A 25,667-nucleotide genomic window follows, 5' to 3' on the forward strand; every position below is an offset into this window, starting at 1 on the left:
GCCAAGAGTGAGTGCTACCGAAACCCCGGCAGGCGTGAGCGCTGTCGCCGAGCAACCGACCATCTCGATCCGCGGCTTGTCGAAGAGCTACGACACCCCGAGCGGGCGCAAGCAGGTGCTCGAGGGGATCGACCTCGACGTCGCCCCCGGCTCCTTCGTGTGCATCGTCGGCCCCTCGGGCGCGGGGAAGACCACCTTGCTGCGCTGCATCTCCGGGTTGATGCAGCCGACCGAGGGCGCGGTGTACCTCGAAGGGGAGCTCGTCGATCGCCCCCCGGCGAAGCTGGCCGTCGTCTTCCAGGACTACAGCCGCTCGTTGATGCCTTGGCTGACCGTCATCTCGAACACGGCGCTGCCGCTGCGCTCGCAGGGAATGCCGAAAGCGGAGCGCCTCGAGCGCTCCCGCGCGGCGCTCGCAGCAGTCGGCTTGGCCGGTAACGAATCCCGCTACCCCTGGCAGCTCTCCGGCGGCATGCAGCAGCGCGTCGCGATCGCCCGTGCCCTCGCCTACCAGCCCGATGCGCTCGTCATGGACGAGCCGTTCGCCTCGGTCGACGCGCAGACGCGTGCGGAACTCGAGAGCCTCATGCTCGAGGTCCGCAAGGAGTTCAACATGACCGTGCTGTTCGTGACCCACGACATCGACGAGGCGGTCTATCTCGGCGACGAGGTCGCGGTGCTCTCGGGCGCGCCGACGCGCGTGCGCAAACTCATCCGGGTCGATCTCGGCCGGGACCGCAGCCACCTGACGACGAAGTCGTTGCCGGCATTCGCGAAACTGCGCGCCGAAGTGCTCCAGCTGATCCAGGAGGCACGAAAGGAGCCGCAGGCATGACTGCCGTGACCGACGCGGCGACTCCGGTCGCAGAGAGCCCCTCTCTAGTCCGCACGGTGCGCGACGCGTGCTGGGAGGTGTTCAGGACGCTCGGATTGACCCGGTTCTTCGCCAATCCGGGTTCGACGGAGGTTCCGCTCCTCGCCGGCTTCCCCGATGATTTCGACTTCATCCTGGGCCTGCACGAGACCTCGGTCGTAGGCATGGCGACCGGATGGGCGCTTGCCCGATCCGCGCCTGCGCTCGTGCTCCTGCACACGACGGCCGGGCTGGGCAACGCCGTCGGAGCTCTCGCGACCGCTCGCGAGAACCGGGTTCCCCTCGTCGTGCTTGTCGGGCAGCAGGACCGCCGACACCTGGTCTCGGAGCCGTTCCTGACCGGTCGACTCGAGGATCTCGCGGGGGACTATCCGGTGTGGGTCGGGACCCCGCCGCGCGCGAAGGACCTGCCTGACATCATCACGCGGGCCTATCACGAGGCCGAACTCCGCCGTGGACCGGCTCTCGTGATCGTCCCCATGGACGACTGGCTGGAGTCCGCGCCGACGACCCGTTCGGCGAGCCCGGTCAAGATCGAGGCCGGTGTGGAGCTTCCCGGCACCGCGGCCACGCGGCTCGCGACCGCGTTGGGCTCGGCGGCTCGGCCGGTGATCGTCGCGGGTTCCGGGGCAGCGACGTTGCGGTCGTGGGCAGCGCTTGAGCAGATCTCGGCCAAGCTCGGTGCCCCGGTCTGGCAGGAGCCGTTCGGCGCGCGCCCGGGATTTCGTCAGAACGCCGCCAGCTTCCGCGGACTGCTCTCGGCGGGCCGGGCCGGCGTGCGGGATCAGCTTGCCGGCCATGACCTCGTCTTCGTCGTCGGCGCCCAATCGCTACGCCAATACGGCTACGAGCCGGGGCCGCTCTTCGCCGAAGGCACCCGCGTGATCGTGCTCTCGGACGAGATCGGCAAGGCCGTCGTGTCGACCGCCGACCTCGCAGTCGTGGCGTCGGTGGATTCCACTCTCGAGGCGCTCGCCCGGCATCTGCCCGGAGGTCCCGACGGCGTCGGTGACACCCCGCTCCCGGCACCCCCCGCGAGCGACGTGTTGACCCCGCCGCAGGTGTACGGGGCGCTCGCCCGACGGCTCGATGCAGATGCCGCGGTGTTCGAAGAGACGCCGTCGAGCCGTGACGACCTCGTCCGCTACTGCCCTGCTCGCAGTCCGCTCGGATACATCAGCGCGGCGATGGGCGGGCTCGGCTTCGCGATGCCGACGGCCGTCGGTCTGCGGATGGCGTCGCCGAAACGTCAGGTCGTCGCGATCGTCGGCGATGGTTCGGCGATCTATTCCATCCAGGCGTTGTGGAGCGCCCAGCGCTACGAGGCAGGAGTCCTCTTTGTGATCCTGGCCAACGGGCGGTACGCCATCATGGACCGCCTCGCGAGCCTTGCCGGCGGCATGCGTCCCTGGCCCGGATTCGGGGACCTGTCATTCGAGCAGCTCGCCGCGGGGTTCGGGTGCCGGTCTCAGCTCGTGACGACGGTCGACGAGCTGGACGAGGCTCTCGATGTCCTCGTGCCGCTACTCCGTGAGGGCACGGAGCCGATGGTGCTGATCGCGGACGTTGCCGCCGATGCGGAGGCGGTGCTCGAATGACAGAGCAGCTGGCCGAGTACCAGGACTTCCACGCGCTCGACGAGTTCGCGGCCGCAGCCGACTCCCGCTGGACTCCGGCGGCTCGCGACTTCATCGGCCTCGGAGCGGGGCGCGGCCTCGGCATCCTGGCCAACGAATCGGCTTTGCAAAGCTGGGCGCTGCGCACCCGCGTGCTCCGTGACGTCAGCTCGATCGACACGTCCACTCATGTGCTCGGCGCTCAGCTCGCGATGCCGGTTCTCCTCGGGCCGTCGGCGTTGCACGTCCTGTCCACCGCGGAGGGGGAGGCCGCCACGGCTCGGGCGGCGGCGCGGACGGGCACGGTTCTGGTGCTGTCGGCGAGCACCAGCCGGTCCATCGAGGACGTGGCGGCGGCCGGCGCACGGATGTGGTTCCAGCTCTACTGGGGACGCGACCGAGAGCGGGTGACGCAACTCATCAGGATGGCGGAGGAGCACGGGTGCACCGCACTCTGCGTCACGGTCGACATGTCGGTGCCGGGGGTGCTCGGCTCCCGGATGGCGGTGGCACTCCGCGGACTGGGCGATGCCCGGCCGCTCTACGTGCTTCCGCGGGACACCCAACTGGACAGCGGGGAATGGGATCACGACTCCCGGCTGACGTGGCGTGACCTCGAGTGGATGCGGGCCACCACGACGCTTCCGATCGTGCTCAAAGGCATCATGACCGCCGAGGATGCCCGGCTCGCGGCGGAGCACGGCGTCGACGCGCTCGTCGTGTCGAATCACGGCGGACGGGCGCTCGACACCCCACGGGCCACGATCGACGCGCTTCCTGAGGTGGTCGACGCGGTCGCCGGCACCTCGACGGAGGTGTACGTGGACGGGGGATTCCGCACCGGCACCGATATCGCCGTCGCGCTTGCGCTCGGCGCGCGGGCGGTGCTCATCGGGCGACCGGTGCTGTGGGGGCTCGCCACGGGTGGAGAGGGCGGTCTCGTCGCACTGCTGTCGCTGCTGCGTGGGCAGCTGACGAGCGTCATGGGAATGGTGGGGGCGGCATCCGTGGCAGAGATCGATCGTGCGCGCGTGTGCCGAACAGGAGCAGGAGATGGGAGCCGTCATGACTCAGCTGGAATGTGATGTCGTCGTCATCGGGTCAGGAGTCGCCGGTCTCGCTGCCGCGCTCGAGGCCGGGTCACGCGGGGCGAAGGTGATCGTGCTCGAGAGTGCGCCGACCATCGGAGGCGCGTCGGCGATGAGCGGCGCCGCCTGCTGCATCGTCGGGTCGCCCGAACAGCGCGCCGCCGGTGTCGAGGACAACGTGGAACTCGCGCTGCGCGACTGGGTCTCGTTCGGCGGGGAGACCGTTGACCTGGTGTGGGCGAGGGATTACCTCGAGCACAGTCTGGTGGATGTGCACGACTTCTGCGCGGAACTCGGCATCACCTGGGGGACGCCGCAGCGGCAAGAGGGTAACAGCGTCGCCCGCTGGCACCTTCCGGAGCAGTACGGCGTCGGGATCGTCGGGGCGCTGCTCGAGCAGGCCCGCCGTCACGACGTGACCGTGGTCACCGGCGCCCGCGCCACCGATTTGGTCACCGTGAACGGAGCGGTCGTCGGGGTGACGGTCGACGGGCTCGCGGGCGTCGATACAGTGCGAGCCGCGGCGACGGTGGTCGCGACCGGTGGCTTCGTCAACAACCGTGAGCGGCTCGAGCGGGTGAGCGAACGGCTGCGGTCGGTTCCGCGCTGGCTGCAGGGCGGATCGGCGACGGCCCGGGGGACGGGGCACGAGCTGCTCGAGCACGTGGGAGCGCAGTTCGCGCACCTGGAGAACGTCTGGATCTACCCGGTGGGGACTCCGGATCCCCAGGACCCGACGGGGCGTCGCGGCGTCGGTCTGCGCAACGTGGTGACGGAGTTGTGGTTCAACCTCGAGGGCAAGCGGTTCCACGACGAGTCGCTTCGAGGCGGCAAGTCGGGCACCGATGCCCTCCTCGCGCAGCCCGGGCAGAGCATCTGGGCCGTGTTCGACGGTGCAGAGGCGGCCTCGGTTCTGCTCATCGACAACGAGTACTGGGCATCGCCATCCGGACCGCTTCCGGACCGGATGCGCCGCTTCTGGACCGAGTCCGACTTCGCCGTGCGCGCCGAAACGGTGAGCGAGCTGGCGAACCGGACGGGGCTGCCGGAGCAGCCGCTCGCCGACGCGCTCGTTCGCTTCAACGACGCGCTGGGTCGAGGCCTCGAGACCGACCCGGACACCGGCCGCTCGCTCCGAGGACTCGCCGAGGTCGGACCGGGCGGCTTCGCGGCCGTTCGAATGTTCCCGATGGCGCAGAAGAACTTCGGCGGCGTGGTCACCGACTTGAGCGGCCGGGTGCTCCGCTCGGACGGCGGTATCGTGCCCGGGCTCTACGCGGCAGGGGAGGTCGCGGGCATGGCGGGTGGCTCGATCAACGGAGCGGCCGGGCTCGAGGGCACCATGTTCGGCCCGTGTCTGTACTCGGGCCGGGTCGCCGGCCGGAATGTGCCGGTGCCCGCCCTGAGTACCGGAGTCTGACCGCCTCCAGCTCGTCGAGCTCCCGACTCCGGGTTGACTCGTTTCGAAAAACCCATCACGCTAAATACACCAAGTCACTAGGAGAAACCGATGTCAAGCGGAACTTTGCCGATCGGCGCGCTCACCACGTCCGTGGACGCTCGGGAGGTCGCCGGCGCCTGGCTGGAGCGGTTCGAGCGAGCCATGACCGGCCGCAACGCCGCGGAGATCGGCGAGCTGGTGCTGCCCGACGGCTGGTGGCGCGACCTGCTGACGACCGGATGGGACTTCCGCAGCATCCACGGTGCCGCCGAGATCGCGAAGCTGGTGGCGTCATCCGAGCGGATCGGTTACCACTCCCTCGATCTCGATCCCGACATCGCCCCGCGGATCGAGCAACTCGATCCCGAAGGCGAGTGCATCGTGGCGTTCATCCGGGTGACCACCGAGGTGGGCGTCGGACGCGGAATCCTCCGGCTGCGGCCCGACGGCGACAGCTGGAGGGCCTGGGTGATCATGACGGCACTCCAGGACCTGACCGGCCACGAGCAGGCGCGTGGGGCGCGTCGGCCGTTCCGTCCCAGCGGCGCGGACGTGGACGCCCGGGTGAACTGGCTCGATGCGCGTCGGCGCAAGGAGGAGTTCCTCGACGGCTCTCCCGAGGTGGTCGTCATTGGCTCCGGACACGGTGGCCTGATGACCGCGGCGCACCTCGGATTCTGGGGTGTCGACACCCTGGTCATCGAGCGGAACAACCGGGTGGGTGACAACTGGCGGAACCGGTATCGCTCGCTCGTGCTGCACGATGCCATCTGGGCCGACCACCTGCCGGGACTGGCTTTCCCCGACTCCTGGCCGGTCTACACACCCAAGGACAAACTCGGCGACTGGCTCGAGTTCTACGCCTCCGCGCTCGAACTCAATGTCTGGACAGGATCCGTCGTGGCATCGGCCGACTACGACGACGCGACCGGACGCTGGACGATCGTCGTACGGCGATCCGACGGCAGCACGCGCACCGTCTTTCCGGCACACGTGGTGATGGCCACCGGGATCCACGGCACGCCCAGAATCCCGGACCTCCCGGGACTTGACGCGTTCCGTGGCCCGATCGTGCACTCGAGCACCTATACGGGCGAGGAGGCGGTCGACGGCATTCGGGCCCTGGTCATCGGCGCCGGCAACAGCGCGCATGATGTCGCGCAGGATCTCGTCCGACGCGGTCTCGACGTCACCATGGTGCAGCGCTCGTCCACCTATGTCATCAGCCAGAAGAACAACTTCGAGCTCATGATCGGCAAGCTCTATCGCGAAGGAGGGATGCCGACCGACGACGCCGACCTTCTCGGCAGCTCGTTCCCGTACCTGCTCGCGCTCCAGCGCTCGGTCGGGCAGACGGAGGTCGCGACCGAACTCGACCGGGACCTTCTCGACGGCCTTGATCGGGCGGGATATCGCACCGACTCCGGCATCGCGGGCGGCGGAGGCCTCTCCAAGATCCTCTACGGTCCGGGGGGCTACTACATCGACGTGGGCTGCGCGCAGATGATCGCGGAGGGCCGGATCGCGATCACGCACAGCGAGGTGACGGGCCTCACCGAGCGCGGGGTCGAGTTCGCCGACGGGACTTCGGCCGAGTACGACATCATCGTGATGGCGACGGGCTATACGTCCCCCCGGGAGACGGCACGCGCGATCCTCGGCAGCGAGGTCGATCGCACCGGTCCGGTGTGGGGACTCGATGAGAGCGGCGAACTCCGCGGGATCTGGCGGCCGACCGGTCATCCCGGATTCTGGTTCATGGGAGGGCCGTTGTACATCGCCAGGACCTACTCGCGCTATCTGGCGCTTCAAGTGCACGCCAGCATCCGCGGCATCCGACCGCTCGAGACGTAGCCGCTGGCGGGCTACCGCGCTTCCCGGGCGTCGAGGATGCTCGGCAGGCTCGACAGGCGAGCGTTGATTCCATCGTGGAACGCCTCGACCGCGGCGCGGAGCCGGGGGAGGTCTCGTGCTTTGAGCGCGTAGGCGACGGCAAGACGCAGCTCGGCCGTGTCATGGGCGAACTGCCGCCAGTAGGCCTCCGTTTCCTCGGCTTCGTACTTGAGCTCATGGTCAATGAGAACGCCCGTGAGGAACCCGCACATCGCGTCGAGCAGCGGCTGGTGCGCGCATTGCACGTACGCCTGCAGGAACGTGGAGGCCGAAGTGGCCAGTGCCCTGTTCCCGATCCTGGTCCGCGTCTCCTCCCCGCGGATCACGAGAGCGTCGACCTCGTCCTCGGTCGCGACGTTGACCGCCAGGTCGGCGACGTACAGGTGCAGCACACGAAGCAGGCCCATCAGGTCGTGCACCCCGATCTGCTCCCACTGGACCAGCACCGAAAACGAACTGTCGAGTATTCCCCGAGAGCTCTCAGCGACATAAGCGCCGCTTCCGTGTCGGACCTCGATCAGACCCATCGAGCTGAGAGCGCGGATCGCCTCGCGGATGGTCGGGGCGCTCACTCCATACTGCGCGGCGAGTTCGCGTTCGGTCGGGAGTCTGCCGCCCCGCGGTAACGTCCCGTCCGCGATCAGTCGCTTCAGGGCGAGGATGATCTGGTCTGCCACCCTGGCTCGAGTCACATGATCGGAGCCTGGCTCGACGTCACTGCTAGCCACGTCGCCTACCCATTTGATTCCTACTGTCGCCCACTGCGGAAGGCATTCCCGCGGTGGTGCCCGGTGTGGAGCAGTCTCCCGATCTTGCATTTAGGACTGCAGCGACCGTACTACGACGCGGACTCTGGGGCTTGGAGGCGCGCCATGCCAGAAGGCTGGGCGGCTAGGGCCCATACGTCGTCCGACTTCGAAACGCGGCTCAATAGAACTCGATGGTGTTGACGATGTTCTCCAGAGGGCGGCCGTCGAGAAAGGCGGTCGCGTTCCGGGCGAAGAGCTCGGTGATCAGGCGCGGCTCGTGCAAACTGGTCGCCGCCGTGTGCGGGCTGATCAGCACGTTGGGCATGTCCCAGAGCGGGCTGTCGCCGGGCAGCGGCTCGACCGCGGTCACGTCGAGCGCGGCGAAGCCGACGCGGCCGTCCGAGAGGGCCTGGATGAGCGCGGGTTCGTCGACAGTGCTGCCGCGTCCGACGTTGACGATGGAGGCGCCGGGTTTGATCGCAGCGAGGACTTCGCGGCTGAGCATTCCCTCGGTCTGGGCGGTGCCGGGAAGTGCCAGCACGACGGCATCCGCCGTGGCGGCCACCTCGGCGAGTCTCTCGACCGGATGCACGCGCTCGACCCCCGGTGCCTCGACCGTTCGGCGATGCACTCCGACGACGTGGTAGCCGAGCGCCGCCAGCTTGGACGCCGTGAGCCTCCCGATCGAACCAAGCCCGACCACGGCGACGGTCATGTCGAGGGCCAGTCCGAACGGCACCCGCGGCAACCACTCGTGCCGGATCTGCGCGGCATGCAGGCGGGGCAGCAACTTCGCCCCGGCGAGCACTCCGAACACGGCGAACTCGGCGAGCGGCTCGGCATGGACGCCTGCCGAGGTGGTGAACAGGATGCGCGTCAGGGAGTCTTGATCCAAATGAGCGGCTTTGACCTGCTGGCCGCCACCGGCCGGAATGGTGTGCACCCAGCGCAGGCCGGGATTCGCGGCCACGGTGCGAGCCAGGCTTTCCCCCGAGTTGTCGGGCACACCGAAAAGGGCCTCTGCGGTGTCGATGATTGCGTCGAAACGGGCCTGCTCGTTCCTTGTTCTCAGATGACGGACCGTCCAGTCTTCCGAGGGGGATCCGAGCAGTCCTGGCTCGTACACGACGTCGAGTCGTGGCTCGCGATCACGTAAGAGCTCGACGTTCTCGGTCGTTTGCGGAGTGGCGACGACGACGCGCAGTCGATCAGGCATAGGGCTCCCCTGATTGAGTTCGATGAGACCCCAGCCTACAGAACGAACGATCAGTAAGTCATCCCGTCGGCGATCGAGGATCTACTCCCCGGCCGCGGATCACGGAGGCGAGTCGACCGCGCCGCACGATGGCGAGGAACGCCGTCGTGCGGCGCAGTTGCTCGAGATCATCGGAAAGCGACGGTCGGGTCTCATCCAGCTCGCCATCGCGCGCGGGCGGGTTCATCAATCGCCTCATCACGCCCACGATGCCGTGTCCATCCGCTATCGACTCATTGACCAGGGACGTGACCTTCTCGCGTCGCCGCAGCCGATCGCCGGCTCCGCGCGTCGGTGCGGTGGACGTCACGCGTGGAGTGAGGTGCGTCGCTACGCGGCCTCGAACAGGGGCGACTCGACGATGACCTCATCGGTTGGGACGTCGGCGCCGGGCTCGGGCGGCATCCGGCGCAGCAGCGGCAGGATCGCACCGGCCAGCACCGCGCCGAGTGCGATGATCGCGAGCACCAGGTAGCCATCGGTGTAGCCGGACTCCTGCGGGAGGCCGCTCGGCTCGAGCGAACTCGTGACAATCGCCGCCATCACGGTGGAGCCGAGGGCGCCGCCGATCGTGCGGATGTTCGCGTTCATCCCGCTGGCGACACCGGTCTGTGAGGAGGGGACCGCCTGCACGATGAGGCTCGTCATCGCGGCGTAGGCGATGCCGAGGCCGAGGCCCGAGACGCCGGCCGCGATCGAGATCTCGAATGTGGTGTCGTGCAGGAAGGCGAAGCCCAGAGCCGACAGCGCGATGAGCGCAGCTCCTCCCGAGAGCTGAGCGGTGTACCCGATCCGTCGCGCGATCGGGCCGCTGATGAATCCGGCGACGGCCATCGTCACGAGCATCGGCACCATGAGCAGGCCGGACTCGCCGATGGTGGCGCCGAAGCCGTAGCCCGCCGCGGTCGGGGTCTGGGCGAAGCGCGGGAAGAAGGCGAAGATGCCGAACATACCGGCGCCGACGAAGAGGGCGGCGAGGTTGACAGTCCAGACTCCGGGAAGACGCATGATGCGCATGTCGATGAGCGGGTTCTGCGATCGCACCTCGACGACGATCCAGGCCGCGAGCAGAACGCCGGCAGCGACGAACAGCCCGACCACGAGCAGCGAGCCCCAGCCCCAGGTCGCGCCTTCGCTGAGGGGGAGCAGCAGGGCGAGCAGCCAACCCGAGAGTAGGGCCGCGGCGCCCCAGTTGATCCGTCCGCCGGCACGCGAGACTGACTCGGGCACGACGATCGCGGCGAGGACGCTGCCCACCAGGGTGGCGATCATCGGGATCCAGAACAGCCACTGCCATCCGAAGGCCGACTCGATGGGGCCGGCCAGCACGGTGCCGAGCCCGCTGCCGATGGCGATGACGGCCGAGAGGGCGCCGATCGCCCCGGGTACGCGCGCGGCCGGAAGGTTGTCTCGGATGATGCCGAAGGCGAGCGGGAACATCGCGCCACCGAAACCCTGCAGCACCCGTCCCACCAGCAGCACGCCGATCGTCGGGGCGACTGCTGAGATAAGGCTGCCGGCGGCGAGGGCGGCGAGCACGGTCAGCAGAGTGCGGCGCTTGCCGAACATGTCGCCGATCTTTCCGAGGATCGGCGTCGCAACAGCCGCCGAGAGCAGCCAGGCGGTGAGCGCCCAGGTGATGACGTTGGGGGTGGTGTGGAACTGCTCCTGGAGCTCGGGGAGGACGGGCACGACCAGCGACTGGAGCATGGTGAGTGAGACGAGGCTGATGGCCAGCACGCTGAAGATGACGAAGGGAGAACGACGAAGCACGGGATTCCGTTCGATCGGGGAGGGATTTCGGAGGTGGCCTCCGGTATACTGGAGGCTGGCTCCATTCGGAGGGAGCCTCCGTCTGATACGGTAACGGAGGGTTCCTCCGGTTGCAAGTTGAGTTCCGTTTCGTCCCCACACCCCGAAAGGTCCGACGATGTCCGTCGAGATCGCGCCGCAGATCACGGTGCCCACCGGTACCGTGCAGCGACCGCATCGCGCGGATGCTCGGCGCAACTTCGACGCGCTTCTGACCGCCGGTCGTGCCGCCTTCGCCGAGAACGGGGCCGAGGCCTCGCTCGAAGACATCGCGCGCCGCGCTGGCGTCGGGATCGGCACCCTCTATCGCAACTTCCCGACGCGCGATGCGCTCATCGAGACGCTCTACCTCGACGAGATCGCCGCGCTCGTGCGGGTCGGCGCCGAGTCGACGACGCTCGAGCCGTGGCAGGCGTTGACCTCCTGGTTACGCCGTTTCGTCGAATACGCCAACACCAAGAAGGCGCTCATAGAAGGGCTCAACAAGGAGTCCGAGGTGCTCAAGCAGTGCCGCGTCGTGCTGTACGGAGCCGGCGAGCCGGTGCTTCGGCGCGCTCAGGCGGCAGGGGCGGCGCGCTCCGACACCGACATCACCGATGTCGTGCACATGGTGTCGGGGATCGCCGGGGTCACCTACGCGGACGATGCCCAACGCGAACGCGTGCTGCTCATGGCGATCGACGGACTTCGGGCCTAGCGGCATTCGTCGCGGCTCGCGAACCGGCCGGGCTGCGAGAATGGCGGCATGACCGACCCCCGTCTCGCCGTCATCGTCCTCGCCGCCGGGCAGGGCACCCGCATGAAGTCGTCCCGGGCGAAGGTGCTGCACCCGCTCGCCGGTGTTCCGCTGATCGGGCACGTGCTCGCCACGGCCCGTGAGCTGTCGGCGGCGCACATCGTCACCGTGGTGCGGCACGAGCGCGACGCGGTCGCGACCGCGATCCTCGACCTCCTGCCCGAGGCGATCGTCGTCGACCAGGACGAGGTGCCCGGCACGGGCCGCGCCGTCGAACTCGGGCTCGCCGCGCTGCCCGTCGACTTCGAGGGCGACGTGGTCGTCGTGAGCGGCGACGTGCCGCTGCTCGACGCGGGCACGCTCGGCGACCTCATCGCGGCGCACCGTGCCGAATCCGCTGCGGTCACGGTGCTGAGCGCCGTGGTCGACGATGCCACCGGGTACGGCCGGATCGTGCGCGATGCCTCGGGGTCGGTGCTGCGCATCGTGGAACAGGAGGATGCGGGCGCCGACGAGCGCGAGATCCTCGAGATCAACTCCGGCACCTACGTCTTCGCGGCGGGCGCCCTCCGCTCCGGACTGCCCCGGATCGACGTGGCCAACGCGCAGGGGGAGAAGTACCTCACCGACATGATCGAGCTGCTGCGCGCGGCCGGCTCGGTCGTCGAGGCGGTCGCCGCTCCGGATTCCTGGATGGTCGAGGGCGTGAACGATCGCGTCCAGCTGGCGCGCACTGCGGCCCGGCTCAACGCGATGATCGTGCGCGGCTGGCAGCTCGCCGGGGTGACGGTGCAGGATCCCGCGACGACTTGGATCGACATCCGCTCGACCCTCGCCGAAGACGTGGAGCTGCTGCCCGGCACCCACATCGCGGGGGCGACGACCGTCGCACGCGGCGCGCGGATCGGACCGCAGACCACGCTCACCGACTGCGAGGTGGGGGAGGATGCGACCGTGAGCCGCAGCGACGCGACGCTCGCGGTGATCGGGGCCGGGGCATCCGTCGGTCCGTTCGCCTACCTGCGACCGGGCACCGAGCTGGGTGATAAGGGGAAGATCGGAACCTTCGTCGAGACCAAGAACGCCAAGATCGGCGCCGGCAGCAAGGTGCCCCACCTGAGCTACGTCGGTGACACGACGGTCGGCGAGGGCTCGAACATCGGCGCCGGGACGATCACGGCCAACTACGACGGCGTCAACAAGCACGCGACCGTCGTCGGCTCGCACGTGCGCACCGGATCGCACAACGTGTTCGTGGCCCCGGTGCGCATCGGCGACGGCGCCTACACGGGAGCCGGGACGGTCGTGCGCAAGGATGTGCCGGCGGGGGCGCTCGCCATCAACGTCGCTCCGCAGCGCAACATGCCCGGCTGGGTGGCGCAGAACCGGGCGGGCACGGCGGCCGCCGTGGCCGCCGACGCGGCGGGGTCCGAGGCGACCGACTAGGCGCTTCGGCGCCCGCACTCGAAGCCCCGGCGCGGTCGATAGACTTGACCTCCAACGACGGAGGGCGAAGCGTGGCGGCGATCACCAGTAGCGGTGGCAAACGACTCGTCCTGGTCTCCGGCCGGGCGCATATGGATCTCGCAGAGGCGATCGCGCGGGAACTCGAGACCGAGCTCGTGCACACCGATGCCCGCACCTTCGCGAACGGCGAGATCTACGCCCGCTACAGCGAGAGCATCCGCGGCAGTGACGTGTTCGTCATCCAGTCGCACTGCCCGCCCCTCAACGAGTGGCTCATGGAGCAGCTCATCATGGTGGATGCCGCCAAGCGCGCCAGCGCCAAGCGCATCACCGTGGTCGCGCCCTTCTACCCCTACGCCCGCCAGGACAAGAAGGGCCGCGGCCGTGAGCCGATCAGTGCCCGCCTGATCGCCGACCTGTTCACCGCGGCGGGGGCGGATCGCATCATCAGCGTCGACCTGCACGCCGCGCAGATCATGGGCTTCTTCGACGGCCCCTTCGACCAGCTGTTCGCGATGCCGGTGCTGATGGAGCACTTCCAGGCCCAGCTCGACCCGTCGACCCTCACCGTGGTCAGTCCCGACATGGGGCGGGTCAAGGTCGCCGACGTGTGGAGCGACAAGCTCGGAGCGCCGCTCGCGATCATCCACAAGCGTCGCGATCCGAAGGTGCCCAACCAGGTAAGCGTGCACGAGATCGTCGGCCAGGTCGAGGGCCGGGTCTGCCTGATCGTCGACGACCTCATCGACACCGGGCGCACGATCGTCAAGGCGGCCGAGGCACTCAAGGCGCACGGAGCCACCGGAGTCGTCGTCGCGGCCACGCACGCCGTGTTCTCCGACCCCGCCGTCGAACTGTTGCAGAGCGAGTTCATCGACTCGGTCGTCGTCACCGACACCCTTCCGGTGCCGGAGTCGAAGCGCTGGGACCGCCTGACCGTGCTCCCGATCGCGCCGCTCATCGCGCGCGCCATCCACGAGGTCTTCGACGACGGGTCGGTCACCTCGATGTTCGACGGCGCCGCCTGACGTCACCGCCGCGCGGCCATCCCTCCGTCCGCGGATCAGGATGGCGCGCCGTCGCTGTCCGCGAATCAGGTCGGCTGACCGGGGCGGCGGGCGCCGCATCCTGATCCGCGGACGGTGGGGTAGGGGTAGGGGTAGGGGAGGGGTGCAGGGGCTGGCGGCTCAGGCCGGCGTGCCCGACGGACGGTAGCTCAGGCCCGGGATCAGCCCGAGCGGGCGCAGCATGATCTCGGTTCCGTCGAAGGCGCGGGCGTAGCAGTACCAGCCCGGGCCATTGCTGCCCCAGGCCTCGAGCCGGACCTCGGCGGCGACCGCCTGCGGGTCCCTCGCGGCGACGACGATGCGGCACGCCGCGTCCGCGGTCTGGACCTGCATGCCGATCGTCGAGATCACCCCCGGCAGGATCAGCCCGGCGATGCCGATCACGATGACGATCCGCAGGACCCTCCTGGCGACCGGATGCCGCAGCGAACTCCCGCGGCCAGGCACGTACTCCGCGAGCTCGGGGTGGTACTCCTCGTCGGACATGGCTCCGCCAGTCTCGCACGGTGGGGCGCCTGCCGGCCCGGCGGATGGTCCCGCCGGGCTCGCGACTCAGCGCCGCCGGTAGTAGTCGCGCCAGACCAGCCGGTGGATCGGGATCCACTTCGGGATGGTGCGCAGCCCCGGGATGAACGGGACGAGCACGAGCAGCAGGGTCAGCAGCGCGACCATCACGACGACGAGGATGTCGGCGTTAGGCGCGGACTTAAACGGCTCGATCTGGTAGAAGAACGAGAACAACCACAGCCAGGACTGGCCGGGGTAGTTGCCGGTCTCGTTCATCATCCCCCACTGATCGCCGCTCAGATGCAGCCCGGTGGCGAGGTCATTCAGGTAGGCGCCGTCGCCGAGGAACAGGATCGCCCGGGTGTAGTCGAGGTTGTAGAAGTCGCCCTTCGACGACAGCACGCTGTCGAGCGAACCCTGCTTCGCCATCACCAGCAGATCGTTGGTCAGGGCGGGCACGGGGCCGTAGTCGCCCTTGGCCACGTTGGCCGGATCGTTGTCCTTCGCCTTGTCGAGCGCCTTGCTGTAGGCGTCGGTCCACGCCGTCTGTTGCTTGGCGCCGGCGGAGGTCCAGGTCGAGATCTCGGCCGGGGGCTGCGGCAGGGTCGAGAGCGGGCCGATCACGAAGTCCTTCGCCGTGTCGATCGGGATCGCGACACCCGCCATGCTCTGCAGGTCGATCGGGCCGAGGGTCTGGGTCGCGCCGGCCGTGGAGTTGTACGGGGGCCCGTAGCCGGCCGTGTCGCTCGTGCCTCCGAGCTCGGCGGTCGCGGTGGCGACGAAGTCGGCGGATTGGGCGTTCGCCCACGACTTGAGGGTGACGCTGGCGTCGTCGGGCGAGCTGAACGCGGCCGCGGCGGCGAGCACCAGAACGGTCACCGCGATCACTCCGACCGTCAGCTCCTTGAACAGGTCGTACTCGCGCTTCGCTCCGGCCCAGGGGCGGCCGGCGATTCCCGAGCCGCGGCGCCACGACATCGGGCTGGGTTCGCGCTTGGTGCTCTTGTCCGTGCTCATTCCGACGCGACCCCCTTGGCATCCCGCAACTGCGCATCCGTCTCGGCCGCATCGATCGGCGATACGACGCCGTGCACGCGCACCAGGATGACGTGGAAGGCCGCGATCGCGGCCACGCCGAGGGGCAGCAGGATGATGTGCCAGGTGAACATCTGACCGAGGTTCGCGACGTTGAACCAGGCTCCGATCCCCGACGCGTTGAGGGCGTCCTTCGCCTCGAACGAGATCCACTCCGATTCGAAGTTGGTCTGCAGCAGGTAGCCGGTGAAGGCCGCCGCGATCGAGATCGCGAAGGCGACGACGCCCGTGATCCAGGTGAGCACGCGTCCTCCTCGCCATGCCGCCATCCAGTACTTGCCCCAGAGATGCACGACCATGAAGAGGAAGAAGAACTCGACGCTCCACAGGTGGGTGCTGTTGACGAAGTGCCCGAGTGCCGAGAGGTGCCACCAGCTCGGCCCGTTCAGGCTCAGGACGAGGCCCGAGATGATCACGATGGCGAGCGAGGCGAGCGTTCCCATGCCGAACACGTAGATCCACGAGGCCACGTAGCTCGGCTGGTCCTCGGGCAGGAGCTTCTCGGGCGGGAGCACCTTGAGCACCCAACGCCGGGTCTTGCCGGTCCACGTGGTGAACTGCTCGGAGTCCTCCTCCTCGGAGGCCCCGCCCGCCTTCGGCGGCTCGGTGGTCGTCATGAGCGCTTCCGTCCCTTCGGGAACGGCAGCACGAGGGCGAGCACGAACAGCACGATCATGGCCGAGATGACGATGAAGTTGCCGAGCTGAATGGTGAAGGCGCCCCATCCCAGATAGATGGTGCCCCCGCCCTCTGCGGCTCTCACGAGAAGCGATTCCATGATGTCCTCTCCCCGTCGGCGGGTTCAAGGGGAACGCTAGGGTGACGGGAGCTGCCGGGTCGAGGGTCGAAGGTCCCGTGGCGGGATCAGGCGCGGATCACGGGGCCGGGTGTGCCGTCGCGGCGACGAAGTCCAGCGACTCGGCCGCCAGGGCGCTCCAGTCGGCCTCCGGAGTGGCGACCGCCCACTCGTGCATCACCCGACCGCCGCCGCCGCGGAACTCGCCGGCCTCACCCCGCCGGATCAGCTCGTCGACGCGCTCCTCGCTCACCTTGATGAGCAGTCCACGCGGTCCCGCGGAGGCGAACAGCTTGCCGTGGATCATCAACGACATGCGTCCGAAGGCGCGATCGAGGGTGACGCCCGGCTCGCCGAGGAACTCGGCGGTCAGCGCCTCCCAGCGCAGCTCGATCGGGTCGCTCATGCGGACATCCGGGAAGCCAGCACCGGGCGCGAGCTAGTGGCTGCTCGGCTCGGTCTCGATCTCGGTGCGGTCGCCCGACCAGAGCGTGTGGAAGATGCCGGGCTTGTCGACGCGCTTGTAGGTGTGGGCGCCGAAGAAGTCGCGCTGACCCTGGATGAGCGCGGCGGGCAGACGCTGGGCGCGCAGGCCGTCGTAGTAGGCGAGCGACGACGAGAACGCGGGGGAGGGCAGCCCGGCGTGCGCGGCCATCGCGACGATGCGCCGCCACGATCCCTGGGCGCGGTCGAGCGCGTCCACGAAGTACGGGGCCGTCAGCAGGGCCACGAGACCCGGGTCGCTCGCGTAGGCCTCGGTGATCCGGTTGAGGAACTGCGCCCGGATGATGCAGCCGCCGCGCCAGATCTTGGCGATCTCGCCCTTCTTGATGTCCCAGCCGTACTGCGCCGCTCCCGCGACGATCTCGTCGAAGCCCTGCGAATAGGCCACGATCTTCGAGGCGAACAGTGCCAGCCGCACGTCTTCGATGAACTCGTCGGCGTCTTCGACCGTCCAGGTGTCGACCGGTCCGGGCAGTTCGGCGGCGGCCGCCCGCTGCTCCGGCTTGGACGACAGGCTGCGGGCGAAGACGGCTTCGGCGATGCCTGAGACGGGAACGCCCAGGTCGAGCGCGGTCTGCACGGTCCAGGCGCCGGTGCCCTTGGCGCCCGCCTGATCGAGGATGACGTCGACCAGGGGCTTGTCGGTCTCGGCGTCGACCTGGCGCAGCACCTCGGCGGTGATCTCGATGAGGTAGCTCTCGAGCTCGCCGTGGTTCCACTCGGCGAAGACCTCTGAGATCTCGGCCGGGCTCTTGCCGGTGCCGCGCCGGATCAGGTCGTACGCCTCGGCGATGAGCTGCATGTCGGCGTACTCGATGCCGTTGTGGACCATCTTCACGAAGTGGCCGGCGCCGTCGGTTCCGACGTGGGTCACGCACGGCTCGCCCTCGGCGACCGCGGCGATGGATTTCAGGATCGGGCCGATCGTGGCCCAGGCCTCGGCCGATCCACCGGGCATGATCGAGGGGCCGGTCAGGGCGCCCTCCTCGCCGCCCGAGATGCCGGCACCGACGAAGTTGATGCCGGTCGCGCGCACCGCCTTCTCGCGGCGGATGGTGTCGGTGAACAGGGCGTTGCCGCCGTCGATGATGATGTCGCCCGGCTCGAACACCTTGACGAGCTCGTCGATGACCGCGTCGGTGCCCTTGCCGGCCTGCACCATGATGAGCGCGGTGCGCGGTTTCGAGAGGGATGCCGCGAACGCCGCGTAGTCGGCGCTGGGCACGAACCCGGCCTCCGGATGCTCGTCCATGAGCGTCTGGGTCTTCTCGTAGCTGCGGTTGAAGATCGCGACCGTGTTGCCCGGGCGGCTGGCGAGATTGCGCGCCAGATTGGAGCCCATCACCGCCAATCCGACGACGCCGATGTTCGCGTGCGGGGACTGAGTTCCGTCGGAGGAGGCCATGCGTCCAGGGTACCGTTGGCTCGATGGCCTTCCGTTATCCCGTCGTCGTCGTGGGGGTCGCCGACCGCGCTCGGTGGTCGGCCGCGGTCGACGTCGCCCAGCCGTTCGCCGACCCCGTCGCCGGACTGACCGCAGAACTGGAGACCCCCGATGCCTGATCGTCTTCGCGTGGTGGTCGCGACCGCCCAGACCCCCGAGGACATCGAGATGCTGCGGGCCCGCGAGCCGCGCCTCGACGTCGTCTACGAGCCGGAGCTGCTCGGGGTCGCGTCGCTGAACTGGATGGTGCGCCACCGTCGCACCCCCGAGGAGCAGGAGCGCTTCGAGGCGCTCGTCGACTCGGCGGAGGTGCTGTTCGGGGTTCCCGAAAACTCGGGGGCGGCCCTGGCGCGCACGGTCGCGGCCAACCCCGCTCTGCGCTGGGTGCACACGATCCCCGCCGGCGGCGGTCAGCAGGTCAAGGCCGCCAAGCTCGCCCGTGCCGATCTCGACCGGATCGTGTTCACGACTTCGGCGGGGGTGCACGCCGAGCCGTTGGCCGAGTTCGCGGTCTTCGGCGTGCTCGCGGGGGCCAAACTGCTGCCCTACCTGCACACCGCGCAGATCCGGCACGAATGGGCCGAGCGCAGGCCGATGGGACTGGCTCCCGACATGACGGTCGCCGTGGTCGGGCTCGGCGCCATCGGGCGGCTGACGGCGGCGAAGCTCTCGGGGCTCGGCTATCGCGTGGTCGGGGTGCACCGGCATCCGGTCGACGACGATCACCTCGCGCAGGTCTATCCGGTCGAGAGGCTGGCGGAGGTGGCCGCCACTGTCGATGCGATCGTGCTCGCCCTGCCGGGAACCGAGCAGACCGAGAGGATGCTGAGCCTCGAGGTGCTCGAGGCGATCCGGCCCGGGTGCACCGTCGTCAACGTGGGGCGCGGTTCGACCGTCGACGAGCCGGCCCTCATCGAGGCCCTCAGCGACGGACGCGTCGGCTTCGCGGCGCTCGACGTGACGCAGGTCGAACCGCTGCCGGGCGACAGCCCGCTCTGGGACCTGCCGAATGTGCTGATCAGCCCGCACACGGCGGCGATCAGCGAGCACGAGCCCCGCCTGATCACCGAGCTGTTCGCCGAGAACGCGCGTCGGTTCCTCGACGGCGAACCCTTGAAGAACGTCGTCAACACCCTCGAGTTCTACTGAGTCCTTGGTGCGCCGCCACTCCGGCGGCGCACGGCGGCGTGGATCCGCACGAGCGCGGTCGCGCCGATCCACGCATCCGAGTTCTCCTCGACGCGCGAACTCGGCTAGACTCGGCCACTGAACTTCGGCGAGGGATGCGGCGCGAGCGGCATCCGTGATCGACGCGGTGGGCGGGCCCTGTGCCATCACGGCACCATGTCTTTCCTCACGCAGTTGCGCGTTCGAGTTGAATCCATACGACAGGGGCCGACGCCCCACAACCTCAGGAGTGCAGCCATGGCTGACGACAACAAGCTGACCGCCGAACCGCGCGAGCAGTTCGGCAAGGGCGCGGCGCGCAAGATCCGCGCCGCCGGCAAGATCCCCGCCGTGATCTACGGCCACGGAACCGATCCCCAGCACGTGACCCTCCCGGGCCACGAGGTGGCGCTCATCCTGCGCAAGGCGAACCAGGTGCTCGACCTCGACATCTCGGGCAAGAGCCAGCTCGCCCTGGTGAAGGACGTGCAGAAGGACCCGGTGCGTCAGATCATCGAGCACCTCGACCTCATCGTGGTCCGCAAGGGCGAGAAGGTCACGGTCGACGTGCCCGTGCACGTCGAGGGCGAGTCCGCTCCCGGCACGATCGCCGCGCTCGACGCCAACACCCTCTCGGTCGAGGCCGAGGCGACCCACATCCCGGAGCGCATCGTCGTCGACATCGAGGGTCTCGAGGAGGGCACGCAGCTGTTCGCGAAGGACATCACGCTGCCCACCGGCTCGACGCTGGTCAGCGACCCCGAGACGCTCGTCATCAACGTGACGGTGCCGGGCGCTGCCGACCTGGGCGAGGCCGCCGAGGGCGCCGAGGCAACTGCTGCCGAGACCACCGAGGCCGCCGAGGGCGAGTCGTCCGAGGCCGCGGCCGCGGAGTAGTCGCTCCTTTCGTGGCGGACGATACCTGGCTGGTGGTCGGGCTCGGGAATCCCGGGCCCGGCTACGCCGGTCATCGTCACAACGTGGGCCAGATGGCGCTGGCCGAGCTCGCTCATCGGGTCTCGGCCGGCTTCAAGAGCCACAAGGCGAATGCGACGGTCGCCGAAGCGCGCCTGTCGCCGGGCGGCCCGCGACTGGTGCTCGCCAAGCCGAACAGCTTCATGAACCTGTCGGGTGGTCCCGTCGCGCAGTTGCTGCGGTTCTACGACCTCGATGCCTCGCGCCTGATCGTGTTGCACGACGAACTCGATCTGCCGTTCGACACCGTGCGTCTGAAGTCGGGCGGAGGGCACGGCGGTCACAACGGCGTGCGCGACATCGCGGCGGCGATCGGCACCCCGGACTTCGTCCGGGTGCGGATCGGGATCGGCCGCCCGCCCGGTCGGCAGGACGCCGCCGATTTCGTGCTCAAGCCCTTCTCGGGCGCCGAGCGCGAGGTGTTGCCGAGCCTGCTGTCGGATGCGGTGGATGCGACCGAGCTGGTCATCACCGAGGGGCTGCTCGCCGCCCAGACGAAGTTCCACGCGCCCCGCGAACGGTGATTGCCCGATCGCATATCTCTGACTAAAGTCAGAGAATGCGGGATGAGATCGCGGCCCTCCGCCGGTTCAACCGCGCCTGGTCGCAGCGACTCGGCGTGCTCGACGACTCGTTTCTCGGCTCGGGGCGACCGCTCGGCCCCTCGCGGGTGCTCTTCGAGATCGGGCCCGGCGGCGTCGGGGTGCGCGAGCTTCGCGAACGGCTGGGCCTCGACGCCGGCTACCTGAGCCGACTGCTGCGCGGGCTGGAGCGCGAGGGTCTCGTCGCGACCGTGTCCGATGCGACCGACGCGCGGCGACGACTGGCCACCCTGACCGCCGAGGGGCTGGCGGCGTGGCGCGAGCTCGAGGAGCGTTCCGACGAGATCGCCGAGCGCATCGTCGCGCCGCTGTCGCCCGCGCGACGCACGCAGCTCGCCGATGCGCTGTGCCTGGCCGACGGCCTCGTGCGGTCGGCCACCGCCGAGCTGGTCGAGGTGGATCCGGCCTCCGAGCGGGCCCGAGCCGCGCTCGCGGCGTACTTCGCCGAGCTGGACGCTCGCTTTCCCGGCGGATTCGAGCCCGGCATCCAGGACCCCGATGACTACCGGCCGCCGCGGGGCCGCTTCGTGCTCGCCCTGTCGGATGGCGAGGTCGTCGCCTGCGGAGCGCTGCAGCGTCTCGCGGGGCAGGAGACCGCAGACCCCACGGGCGACACCGCGACGGCCGAGGTCAAGCGGATGTGGGTGCATCCCGCGTGGCGGGGCTGGGGCCTCGCCGGGCGGATGCTCCGGCACCTCGAGGGCCTGGCCGCGGCCGACGGATTCCGCGCGGTCCGTCTCGACACCAATCCGACGCTCGTCGAGGCGATCGCCATGTACCGAGGCAGCGGGTATCGCGAGATCGAGCGGTACAACGACAACCCGTACGCCGGTCACTGGTTCGAGAAGGCCCTGGGCTGAACGGGATGCCGGCCGCCGGCCGTCCCGCCGCCGGTCCAGTGCCGGTCGGGGGTCGTGCGTAGACTCTTCCGAGTGGCACTCGAGCGTTTGATCACGGAGCTGTCGCACGCCCGCACCCTCGAGACGGCCCTGCATGAGGCAGGCCATTCGGCCGATTTCTCCCTCATCGACGGGATGCGCGTCCCCCTCCTCGCGGCTCTGATCGAGCGCCGCGCCGCCCGGACCGGCGACGCCGGCGGACCGCAGACCCTGCTCGCAGTCACGGCGACATCCCGGGAATCCGAAGGGGTGCGCGACGCCTTCCACAGCTACCTCCCCGATGCGACCGTGCTCGCCCTTCCGGCCTGGGAGACCCTGCCGCACGAGCGGCTGAGCCCCAGCGCCGAGACCGTCGGAGCCCGGCTGAAGGCCCTGCGCACGCTGGACGCCTGGCGACGGCAGCGGCCGGCCGAGCGCGCCGGGCATCTCATCGTGGTGGCGAGCGTGCGGGCCGTGCTGCAGCCCCTCGCCGCCGGGCTCGCGGCCGTCGAACCGGTCGTGCTCACGGTCGGGCAGCGCGGTTACGAGCTGTCGGCGATCGCCACCCGGCTGGTCGAGCTCGCTTACGTGCGCGTCGACCTCGTGACGCGCCGCGGCGAGTTCGCGCTGCGGGGCGGCATCCTCGACGTGTTCGCCCCCGACGCCGAGCATCCGGTGCGCGCCGACTTCTTCGGCGACGAGCTCGAACAGCTGCGCGCCTTCTCGGTCGCCGATCAGCGCTCGCTGCCGGGCGAGCTCACCCGCGCCGAGCTGGCGCCGAGCCGCGAGCTGCTGCTGACGGATGCCGTGCGCCAGCGCGCCCGCGAGATGCAGAGCGAGTTCCCGACGCTCGCCCCACTGCTCGCGAAGGTGGCCGAGGGCATCCCGGTCGAGGGCATGGAGGCGCTCGCTCCCGCGCTGCTCGACCGGCTGGTGCCGCTGACCGACTACCTGCCGTCGGATGCCGCGATCGCCATCCTCGGCCCCGAGCGCGTCTCGACGCGCGCCGTCAACCTCGCCGAGACCAACGCCGAGTTCCTCGACGCCGCCTGGAACGCCGCCACCGCGGGCGCGCAGGCCCCGATCGACCTCGGGTCCGGCGACTTCCTCACGGTCTCCGGGCTACGGCGGGCCGCGGGGGATCGCGCCTGGTGGACCCTGAGCCCCTTCGATCCGAACGACGAGGAGGTGATCCGGCTCGACGCCGAGGCGGTGCCGAGCTTCGTCGGCCAGCCGGACGGCGCGGTCGACCACGTCGCCGAACTGTTGCGCCGTGGCTGGACCGTGGCGATCGCCGCCGCCGGTGCCGGTCTCGTCGAGCGCGCGGCCGACGTGCTCGCCGCCCGCGAGGCGGCGGCGCGCGCGGTCGACGAGTTCCCGACCGATCCGGAGCCCGGCGTCGCCTACCTGCTGCGGGGGTCGGTCGAGGCCGGCTTCGAGATCCCCGCTCCCCGCCCCGGCGTCGTCGGCCTGGCGATGCTGAGCGAGGCGGAGTTCTACGGTCGGGCCGCCGGCATCGATTCGCGGCAGGTCAAGCGCCTCGCGAGCCGGCGCAAGAACGTCGTCGACCCGCTGCAGCTGCACGCGGGCGACTACGTCGTGCATCAGACCCACGGCATCGGCCGCTTCGTCGAGCTCGTGCAGCGCGAGGTCGCGAGCGGAACCCGCACGCCACGTGGACCGCTCGGCACGAGCGTGACCGCCGACAAGGTGCTGCGCGACTACCTGGTGATCGAGTACGCCCCGAGCAAGCGCGGGCATCCGGGCGACAAGCTCTACGTGCCGACCGACCAACTCGACCTGCTGACCCGGTACGTCGGCGGCGAGGCGCCCGCCCTCAGCAAGATGGGCGGATCGGACTGGGCCGCCGCCAAGGGCAAGGCCCGCAAGGCGGTGCGCGACATCGCCGTCGAGCTGGTCAAGCTCTACAGCGCGCGGATGGCGAGCAAGGGGCACGCCTTCCCGCCCGACACGCCATGGCAGCGCGAGCTGGAGGAGGCGTTCCCGTTCGCCGAGACCCCCGACCAGCTCGCGACGATCGACGAGGTCAAGGCGGACATGGAGCGCGCCATCCCGATGGACCGGCTGGTCTCGGGCGACGTCGGCTACGGCAAGACCGAGATCGCCGTGCGCGCCGCCTTCAAGGCCGTGCAGGACGGCAAGCAGGTCGCGATGCTGGTGCCGACCACGCTGCTCGTGCGGCAGCACATGGAGACCTTCGCCGAGCGCTTCGCCGGATTCCCCGTGCATCTGCGCGCGCTCAGCCGCTTCCAGACCGCGAAGGAGTCGAAGGAGACGATCGAGGGGCTCGCCCGCGGCGAGGTGGATGTCGTGATCGGCACCCACCGCCTGCTGAGCGAGGGGATCGCCTTCAAAGACCTCGGGCTCGTCATCATCGACGAGGAGCAGCGCTTCGGCGTCGAGCACAAGGACGCGCTCAAGAAGCTGAAGACCAACGTCGACATCCTGGCGATGTCGGCCACGCCGATCCCGCGCACGCTCGAGATGGCGGTCACCGGCATCCGCGAGATGTCGACGCTGGCGACGCCGCCGGAGGACCGGCATCCGATCCTCACCTACGTCGGCCCGTACAGCGACAAGCAGGTCGCCGCCGCGATCCGCCGCGAGCTGCTGCGCGAGGGGCAGGTGTTCTACGTGCACAACCGGGTGTCGTCGATCAACCGCGTCGCGGCGCAGATCGCCGAGCTGGTGCCCGAGGCGCGGGTCGCGGTGGCCCACGGTCAGCTGGCCGAGAGCGTGCTCGAACAGGTCATCGTGGACTTCTGGGAGGGCAAGTTCGACGTGCTCGTCACGACGACGATCATCGAGACCGGCATCGACATCGCCAACGCCAACACCCTCATCATCGATCGGGCCGACAAGTACGGGCTGAGCCAGCTGCACCAGATCCGCGGTCGCGTCGGCCGCGGTCGCGAACGCGCCTACGCCTACTTCCTCTACGACGACGACAAGCCGCTCAGCGAGCTCGCGCAGGACCGCCTGCAGACCATCGCCGCCAACAACGAGCTCGGCGGCGGCATGCAGATCGCGCTCAAGGACCTCGAGATCCGCGGCGCGGGCAACCTGCTCGGCGGTGAGCAGTCCGGGCACATCGCGGGGGTCGGATTCGACCTCTATCTGCGCATGATCGGTGAAGCCGTCTCGACCTTCCGCGGGGATGTCGCCGAGGGGCAGACCGAACTGCGACTCGAGCTGCCGGTGGATGCCCACATCCCCGAGGAGTACGTCGAGAGTGAGCGGCTACGGCTCGAGGCCTACCAGAAGCTGTCGTCCGCGGCGGCTCCGGCCTCCCCGGACGACGCGATCGACTCGGTCGTCGAAGAGCTCACCGACCGCTACGGCGAGCCGCCGGCACAGGTGGTCAACCTGGTGGCGATCTCGCGGCTGCGACGGCTCGCGCAGAAGGCGGGCCTCAGCGACGTCGTCGCGATGGGCGGCAACCTGCGCATCGCCCCGGCGGAGCTGCCCGACTCCCTGCAGGTGCGGCTGCAGCGGCTCTACCCGGGTGCACGGCTGTTCGCCCAGCAGAAGGCGGTGAGCGTGCCGCTCTTCGCCGGGATCGCGAATCCCGAGCACACCGATGCCGAGCTGATCGAGTGGGCGACGGGGCTGCTCACCGCGATCTTCCCGGCGCCGAAGCCCGAGCCGGTCGTCGAGGTCTGAGGCCGGCCCGGGTCGGC

The 25,667-nt window shown here is 69.5% G+C and carries 23 protein-coding genes; 14 read left to right on the plus strand and 9 right to left on the minus strand.

Annotated features, from left to right (window positions below; genetic code table 11):
* Positions 1-7: 7 nt before the first annotated feature.
* The 5 genes from ACFPJ4_RS01405 (at position 8) to ACFPJ4_RS01425 (ending at position 6,873) form a co-directional block, all read left to right on the plus strand.
* Entirely contained in the window at positions 8-835 is an 828-nt protein-coding gene (locus ACFPJ4_RS01405) for an ABC transporter ATP-binding protein (protein WP_386738499.1), read from the plus strand.
* Positions 832-2,472, plus strand: coding sequence for a thiamine pyrophosphate-dependent enzyme (locus tag ACFPJ4_RS01410; protein WP_386738500.1), 1,641 nt, complete (start codon positions 832-834; stop codon positions 2,470-2,472). The genes ACFPJ4_RS01405 and ACFPJ4_RS01410 overlap by 4 nt, the downstream gene beginning before the upstream one ends.
* The gene (locus ACFPJ4_RS01415) at positions 2,469-3,575 is read left to right on the plus strand and encodes an alpha-hydroxy-acid oxidizing protein (protein WP_386738501.1); all 1,107 of its coding nucleotides are present in this window, start codon (positions 2,469-2,471) and stop codon (positions 3,573-3,575) included. Before ACFPJ4_RS01410 ends, ACFPJ4_RS01415 begins: the two co-directional genes overlap by 4 nt.
* Positions 3,556-4,998 (plus strand): FAD-dependent oxidoreductase, encoded by a 1,443-nt coding sequence (locus ACFPJ4_RS01420; protein WP_386738502.1) that lies wholly within the window; start codon positions 3,556-3,558, stop codon positions 4,996-4,998. Before ACFPJ4_RS01415 ends, ACFPJ4_RS01420 begins: the two co-directional genes overlap by 20 nt.
* A 90-nt stretch (positions 4,999-5,088) precedes the next feature.
* Positions 5,089-6,873 carry a flavin-containing monooxygenase gene (locus ACFPJ4_RS01425; protein ID WP_386738503.1) on the plus strand — a complete coding sequence of 595 codons (1,785 nt, stop codon included), beginning with the start codon at positions 5,089-5,091 and terminating at the stop codon, positions 6,871-6,873.
* An 11-nt stretch (positions 6,874-6,884) separates the two neighbouring features.
* Here the strand turns inward: ACFPJ4_RS01425 and ACFPJ4_RS01430 are convergent, their stop codons facing one another.
* The 3 genes from ACFPJ4_RS01430 to ACFPJ4_RS01440 all read right to left on the minus strand — a co-directional run bounded on the left by ACFPJ4_RS01430 (position 6,885) and on the right by ACFPJ4_RS01440 (position 10,689).
* Positions 6,885-7,589, minus strand: a complete 705-nt coding sequence (locus ACFPJ4_RS01430; protein ID WP_386738504.1) for a FadR/GntR family transcriptional regulator — start codon at positions 7,587-7,589, stop codon at positions 6,885-6,887.
* A gap of 250 nt (positions 7,590-7,839) precedes the next feature.
* Positions 7,840-8,877 (minus strand): D-2-hydroxyacid dehydrogenase, encoded by a 1,038-nt coding sequence (locus ACFPJ4_RS01435; protein WP_386738505.1) that lies wholly within the window; start codon positions 8,875-8,877, stop codon positions 7,840-7,842.
* 369 nt (positions 8,878-9,246) lie between these two features.
* Positions 9,247-10,689, minus strand: coding sequence for an MFS transporter (locus ACFPJ4_RS01440; protein ID WP_386738506.1), 1,443 nt, complete (start codon positions 10,687-10,689; stop codon positions 9,247-9,249).
* 157 nt (positions 10,690-10,846) lie between these two features.
* Here ACFPJ4_RS01440 and ACFPJ4_RS01445 point away from each other — a divergent pair, with 157 nt between their 5' ends.
* The 3 genes from ACFPJ4_RS01445 (at position 10,847) to ACFPJ4_RS01455 (ending at position 13,959) form a co-directional block, all read left to right on the plus strand.
* A complete protein-coding gene (locus tag ACFPJ4_RS01445) occupies positions 10,847-11,425 on the plus strand; it encodes a TetR/AcrR family transcriptional regulator (protein ID WP_386738507.1) in 579 nt (192 codons plus the stop codon).
* A gap of 48 nt (positions 11,426-11,473) precedes the next feature.
* A complete protein-coding gene (glmU, locus tag ACFPJ4_RS01450; RefSeq protein ID WP_386738508.1) occupies positions 11,474-12,910 on the plus strand; it encodes a bifunctional UDP-N-acetylglucosamine diphosphorylase/glucosamine-1-phosphate N-acetyltransferase GlmU in 1,437 nt (478 codons plus the stop codon).
* A gap of 71 nt (positions 12,911-12,981) precedes the next feature.
* Complete coding sequence (locus tag ACFPJ4_RS01455) at positions 12,982-13,959, plus strand: ribose-phosphate diphosphokinase (RefSeq protein WP_386738509.1); 978 nt, start codon at positions 12,982-12,984, stop codon at positions 13,957-13,959.
* 159 nt (positions 13,960-14,118) lie between these two features.
* Here the strand turns inward: ACFPJ4_RS01455 and ACFPJ4_RS01460 are convergent, their stop codons facing one another.
* From ACFPJ4_RS01460 to gndA, 6 genes are all read right to left on the minus strand, one after another.
* Entirely contained in the window at positions 14,119-14,484 is a 366-nt protein-coding gene (locus ACFPJ4_RS01460; protein WP_386738510.1) for a hypothetical protein, read from the minus strand.
* 66 nt (positions 14,485-14,550) lie between these two features.
* Complete coding sequence (locus tag ACFPJ4_RS01465) at positions 14,551-15,522, minus strand: hypothetical protein (RefSeq protein ID WP_386738511.1); 972 nt, start codon at positions 15,520-15,522, stop codon at positions 14,551-14,553.
* Complete coding sequence (locus ACFPJ4_RS01470; RefSeq protein ID WP_386738512.1) at positions 15,519-16,217, minus strand: cytochrome b N-terminal domain-containing protein; 699 nt, start codon at positions 16,215-16,217, stop codon at positions 15,519-15,521. The genes ACFPJ4_RS01465 and ACFPJ4_RS01470 overlap by 4 nt, the downstream gene beginning before the upstream one ends.
* On the minus strand, positions 16,214-16,378 hold the full coding sequence (locus ACFPJ4_RS01475; RefSeq protein WP_386738513.1) for a hypothetical protein: 165 nt from the start codon (positions 16,376-16,378) through the stop codon (positions 16,214-16,216). Before ACFPJ4_RS01475 ends, ACFPJ4_RS01470 begins: the two co-directional genes overlap by 4 nt.
* Positions 16,379-16,475: 97 nt before the next feature.
* A complete protein-coding gene (locus ACFPJ4_RS01480; RefSeq protein ID WP_386738514.1) occupies positions 16,476-16,802 on the minus strand; it encodes a hypothetical protein in 327 nt (108 codons plus the stop codon).
* Positions 16,803-16,835: 33 nt separating this feature from the next.
* Entirely contained in the window at positions 16,836-18,305 is a 1,470-nt protein-coding gene (gene gndA, locus ACFPJ4_RS01485) for an NADP-dependent phosphogluconate dehydrogenase (protein ID WP_386738515.1), read from the minus strand.
* Between the two features lie 23 nt (positions 18,306-18,328).
* Between gndA and ACFPJ4_RS01490 the strand changes: the two genes are divergently transcribed.
* From ACFPJ4_RS01490 to mfd, 6 genes are all read left to right on the plus strand, one after another.
* Positions 18,329-18,463, plus strand: coding sequence for a hypothetical protein (locus ACFPJ4_RS01490; RefSeq protein ID WP_386738516.1), 135 nt, complete (start codon positions 18,329-18,331; stop codon positions 18,461-18,463).
* 10 nt (positions 18,464-18,473) lie between these two features.
* On the plus strand, positions 18,474-19,493 hold the full coding sequence (locus ACFPJ4_RS01495) for a D-2-hydroxyacid dehydrogenase (RefSeq protein ID WP_386738517.1): 1,020 nt from the start codon (positions 18,474-18,476) through the stop codon (positions 19,491-19,493).
* A gap of 276 nt (positions 19,494-19,769) precedes the next feature.
* Positions 19,770-20,408: a 50S ribosomal protein L25/general stress protein Ctc gene (locus ACFPJ4_RS01500; protein WP_386738518.1), complete on the plus strand. Its 639-nt coding sequence runs from the start codon at positions 19,770-19,772 to the stop codon at positions 20,406-20,408.
* Positions 20,409-20,419: 11 nt separating this feature from the next.
* Positions 20,420-21,010, plus strand: coding sequence for an aminoacyl-tRNA hydrolase (pth, locus tag ACFPJ4_RS01505; RefSeq protein ID WP_386738519.1), 591 nt, complete (start codon positions 20,420-20,422; stop codon positions 21,008-21,010).
* 35 nt (positions 21,011-21,045) lie between these two features.
* A complete protein-coding gene (locus ACFPJ4_RS01510) occupies positions 21,046-21,948 on the plus strand; it encodes a bifunctional helix-turn-helix transcriptional regulator/GNAT family N-acetyltransferase (protein WP_386738520.1) in 903 nt (300 codons plus the stop codon).
* 72 nt (positions 21,949-22,020) lie between these two features.
* Positions 22,021-25,650: a transcription-repair coupling factor gene (mfd, locus tag ACFPJ4_RS01515; RefSeq protein ID WP_386738521.1), complete on the plus strand. Its 3,630-nt coding sequence runs from the start codon at positions 22,021-22,023 to the stop codon at positions 25,648-25,650.
* Positions 25,651-25,667: the final 17 nt, after the last annotated feature.

This window comes from Lysinimonas soli (assembly GCF_042655435.1).
GTDB lineage: Bacteria > Actinomycetota > Actinomycetes > Actinomycetales > Microbacteriaceae > Lysinimonas > Lysinimonas soli.